General features: G+C 74.2%; 3 protein-coding genes and 1 rRNA gene. All 4 read left to right on the forward strand.

Annotation, left to right across the window (positions count from 1 at the left end; genetic code table 11):
* Window positions 1–16 precede the first annotated feature (16 nt).
* Complete coding sequence (argH, locus tag E9565_RS21565; protein WP_308196180.1) at window positions 17–1,462, forward strand: argininosuccinate lyase; 1,446 nt, start codon at window positions 17–19, stop codon at window positions 1,460–1,462.
* 8 nt (window positions 1,463–1,470) lie between these two features.
* A complete protein-coding gene (locus E9565_RS21570; protein ID WP_236828809.1) occupies window positions 1,471–2,118 on the forward strand; it encodes a DNA-3-methyladenine glycosylase in 648 nt (215 codons plus the stop codon).
* Complete coding sequence (gene tyrS, locus E9565_RS21575; protein ID WP_236828810.1) at window positions 2,115–3,392, forward strand: tyrosine--tRNA ligase; 1,278 nt, start codon at window positions 2,115–2,117, stop codon at window positions 3,390–3,392. The genes E9565_RS21570 and tyrS overlap by 4 nt, the downstream gene beginning before the upstream one ends.
* A gap of 374 nt (window positions 3,393–3,766) precedes the next feature.
* Window positions 3,767–3,853: ribosomal RNA gene (locus E9565_RS21580) — 16S ribosomal RNA — on the forward strand; the annotation flags it as partial.

A 3,853-nucleotide genomic window follows, 5' to 3' on the forward strand; every position in this document is an offset into this window, starting at 1 on the left:
CCGGAGGAAGCACCCCGTGACCGACCCGACCGCCCCCGCCCCGCACACCCGGCTCTGGGGCGGGCGCTTCGGTGGTGGCCCGTCCCCGGCGATGGCCGCGCTGTCCAAGTCGACCCACTTCGACTGGAAGCTCGCCCCCTTCGACCTGGCCGGCTCCCGGGCGCACGCCCGCGTGCTGCACCGCGCCGGGCTGCTCGCCGACGACGAGCTCGACCTGATGCTCGGCGCGCTGCGCGAGCTGTCCGACGAGGTGGCCGCCGGCACGTTCGTCGCGGTCGAGTCCGACGAGGACGTGCACGAGGCCCTCGAGCGCGGGCTCACCGAGAAGCTGGGGGCGCTGGGCGGCAAGCTGCGCGCGGGCCGCAGCCGCAACGACCAGATCGCCACCGACCTGCGGCTCTACCTGCGGCACACCGTGCGGGCGCTGGTCGGCGAGCTGTCCTCGCTGGAGTACGCGCTGGTCGGCCTCGCCGAGCGGTACCAGGACGTCGCCGCGCCCGGCATGACGCACCTGCAGCACGCCCAGCCGGTGCTCTTCGCCCACCAGCTGCTGGCCCACGCGCACGCCTTCGCCCGCGACGTCGACCGGCTGCGGGACTGGGACCGGCGGGCAGCCGTGAGCCCCTACGGCTCCGGCGCGCTGGCCGGCTCCTCGCTGCCGCTGGACCCCGACGCCGTCGCCGCCGAGCTCGGCTTCGACCGCGCCTCGGACAACTCGATCGACGGGGTGAGCGACCGCGACTTCGCCGCCGAGTTCTGCTTCGCCGCCGCGCTGATCGGCGTGCACCTCTCCCGGCTCGGGGAGGAGGTCGTGCTCTGGACGTCGACCGAGTTCGGCTGGGCCCGCCTGGACGACGCCTGGGCCACCGGGTCGTCGATCATGCCGCAGAAGAAGAACCCCGACATCGCCGAGCTGGCCCGGGGCAAGTCGGGTCGTTTCGTCGGCAACCTGACCGGCCTGCTCACCATGCTGAAGGGGCTGCCGCTGGCCTACGACCGGGACCTGCAGGAGGACAAGGAGCCGGTCTTCGACTCCATGGAGCAGCTGCTGCTGCTCCTGCCGGCGGTCACCGGGATGGTCGCGACGCTGACCCTGCGGCCCGAGGTGCTGGAGGCAGCCGCGCCGCAGGGCTTCGCGCTGGCCACCGACGTCGCGGAGTGGCTCGTCCGCCAGGGGGTGCCCTTCCGGTCGGCGCACGAGATCTCCGGCGCGATGGTGGCCTACTGCGAGGAGGCGGGGCTCGAGCTCGACCAGCTGGACGACGAGCAGCTGGCCGGCATCGACGAGCGGCTCACCCCCGACGTGCGGTCGGTGCTGTCGGTGCCGGGCGCGCTGGCCGCGCGGTCGGCCCGCGGTGGGACGGCGCCCGAGCGCGTCGCCGGGCAGCTGGTCCAGCTCGCCGAGGCGGCGCGGCAGCACGCGGAGTGGGCGGTGTCCTCGCCCGTGGCGGCGGCCCTCTGAGCGCGCCGGTGCACGGGCCGGGGCCGCTGGTCCGGGCCCAGGAGCTGCTGGGGCCGGTCGACGAGGTCGCGTCGTCGCTGCTGGGCTGCTGGGTCGTGACCGACCGCCCGGAGGGCACCGTCGCGCTGCGGCTGACCGAGGTCGAGGCCTACTCCGGGTCGGGGGTGGACGCCGCCGCGCACTCCCACCGCGGTCCCACGCCGCGGGCGGCGATCATGTTCGGCCCGCCCGGGCGGCTGTACGTGTACTTCTCCTACGGGGTGCACTGGTGCGCCAACGTCGTCGTCGGCCACGAGGGCGAGGGCTCGGCGGTCCTGCTCCGGGCCGGTGATGTCGTGGCGGGGGAGGAGCTGGCCCGGTCCCGCCGTCCGGCGGCGCGCACCGCGCGCGACCTGGCCGGCGGGCCTGCCCGGCTGACCCAGGCCCTCGCCATCGGGCGCCCCGACCTCGGCACCGACCTGCTCGACGGCTCCTCCCCGGTGCGGCTGCACCGGGGAGCTCCGCCGGCCGGTGTGTCGGCCGGGCCCCGGGTCGGGATCAGCGTGGCCACCGACCTCCCCTGGCGGTTCTGGGAGACCGGGGCCGCGTCGGTGAGCGCCTTCCGCCCGGGCGGCCGACCGCGCCGCGGCCGGGGCGGGCAGGATGGTGCCCCGTGACCGACGTGATCGACGAGCTGCACCGCCGCGGGCTGATCGCCCAGAGCACCGACGAGGCCGCACTGCGGGCCCACCTCGCCGAGGGGCCGGTCACCTACTACGCGGGCTTCGACCCGACGGCGCAGAGCCTGCACGTCGGGCACCTGCTCCAGTTCATGGTGCTGCGGGCGCTGCAGCGGGCCGGGCACCAGCCCGTCGTCCTCGTCGGCGGGGCGACCGGGCTGATCGGCGACCCGCGCCCGTCGGCCGAGCGCCAGCTCAACGACCGCGACACCGTGGCGACCTGGGTGCAGCGCATCCGCGAGCAGGTCGCGCCCTTCCTGGAGGTGCCGGCCGAGGCGGACGGCACGCGCGCCCCGGTCTACGTCGACAACCTGGACTGGACGGCGCCGGTCTCGGCGATCGACTTCCTCCGCGAGCTGGGCAAGCACTTCCGGGTCAGCCAGATGCTGGCCAAGGAGGCGGTGTCCGCCCGCCTGAACTCGGAGGCGGGCATCAGCTACACGGAGTTCAGCTACCAGATCCTGCAGGCCAACGACTTCCGCGAGCTGCACCGCCGGCACGGGGTCACGCTGCAGACCGGAGGCTCCGACCAGTGGGGCAACCTGACCGCCGGCATCGACCTGGTCCGCCGCACCGAGGGTGCGCGGGTGCACGCGCTCTCGACGCCGCTGGTCACGAAGTCCGACGGGACCAAGTTCGGGAAGTCCGAGGGCGGGGCCGTCTGGCTGGACCCGGCGCTGACGTCGCCGTACGCCTTCTTCCAGTTCTGGCTCAACGCCGACGACGCCGACGCCCGGGCGTGGTTGCCGCTCTACTCCGAGCGCCCGGCCGAGGAGGTGTCGGCGCTGGTGACCGAGAGCCTCGAGCGGCCGGCCGCCCGGACGGCGCAGCGCGCACTGGCCGAGGAGCTCACCCTGCTGGTGCACGGGCCCGAGCAGCTCCGCCAGGCCGAGGCGGCCGGCCGCGCGCTCTTCGGCCGCGAGGACCTGCGCTCCCTGGACGGGGCGACCCTCGGCGCGGCGCTGCAGGAGGCCGGCAGCATCACCGTCGACGGCGAGCTGCCCACGGTGGCCCAGCTGCTGCAGCAGACCGGCCTGGTGGGGTCGCTGTCCGAGGCCCGGCGCACGGTCAAGGAGGGCGGGGCCTACCTGAACAACGAGCGGGTGACCGATGGCGAGACCCGCCCCGGCGAGGACGCCTGGCTCCCCGGGGGGTGGCTCGTCCTGCGTCGCGGGCGCCGCTCGATCGCCGGTGTCCGGCGGGGCGCCTGAGCCCCTCGGGGCGGGTGAACGCCGGGCGACGGCCGTGTGACGGCAGCGTGTCGGGCGTCACGGCGCCCCCGGTTTGACGTCCGGTGGAGCGCCCGTGTAACTTTCTCTTTGCGCCGCGCGGCCCGGGAGGGCCGCCGGGCCGGGGCCTGCGGGTAGCGGGTGCACCGGAAACCGGCGTAGAGTTGGACATCCAGCCAGGGACGAAGCCCGGAAGGGTCGAGTTCCTGCGCGTCCGCTCCTTGAGAACTCAACAGCGTGCCGAAAGTCAGTGCCAAGTAATACCCCGTGCCGGCCCCGTTGTGGGTTGGCTGGGATTCCTTTGGTTGATTGATATCGAGAGTGTCAGCTCTCGGTTCTCAGCCGGTATCAAATCATCTACGGAGAGTTTGATCCTGGCTCAGGACGAACGCTGGCGGCGTGCTTAACACATGCAAGTCGAACGGTGAACCACTTCGGTGGGG

Source organism: Blastococcus sp. KM273129, from assembly GCF_021698995.1.
In the GTDB taxonomy this organism is placed as follows: Bacteria; Actinomycetota; Actinomycetes; order Mycobacteriales; family Geodermatophilaceae; genus Blastococcus.